Annotated in this window: 1 protein-coding gene; it reads left to right on the top strand. The window is 45.8% G+C overall.

Annotated elements, in window-relative coordinates; all coding sequences use genetic code 11:
- On the top strand, nt 1-382 hold a 382-nt coding region (locus SB773_RS30320), incomplete at both ends, for a spore photoproduct lyase family protein (protein ID WP_410593897.1).

Here is a 382-nt window from a genome sequence, read left to right as displayed (position 1 = left end):
CTGGCAACCGGCTGTGCAGCGCATTGCCATTATTGTTATCTAAATACAAATATCGGCTCCAAGCCTTATATCCGCGTCTACGTCAATACAGATGAAATCCTGACGCAGGCGGAAAAATACATTCAGGAGCGTCCAGGGGAAATTACCCGGTTTGAGGCCGCATGTACCTCTGACCCTGTCAGTATTGAGCACATTACCGGAAATCTGAAACGAGCGATTGAATTTATGGGACAGCAGGAATATGGTCGTCTGCGCTTCGTCACGAAATTCCATCATGTAGATTCCTTGCTGGATGCGAAGCATAACAAGCATACACGGTTCCGCTTCAGTATGAACGCCGATTATGTAATCAAAAATTTTGAACCGGGAACCTCTAGTTTTA

Origin of the sequence: Bacillus sp. SIMBA_074 (assembly GCF_046534555.1) — a bacterium.
In the GTDB taxonomy this organism is placed as follows: domain Bacteria; phylum Bacillota; class Bacilli; order Bacillales; family Bacillaceae_G; genus Bacillus_A; species Bacillus_A mycoides.
The sequence above is the reverse complement of the archived record's forward strand: the minus strand, read 5'-3'. Positions and strand labels throughout refer to the sequence as shown.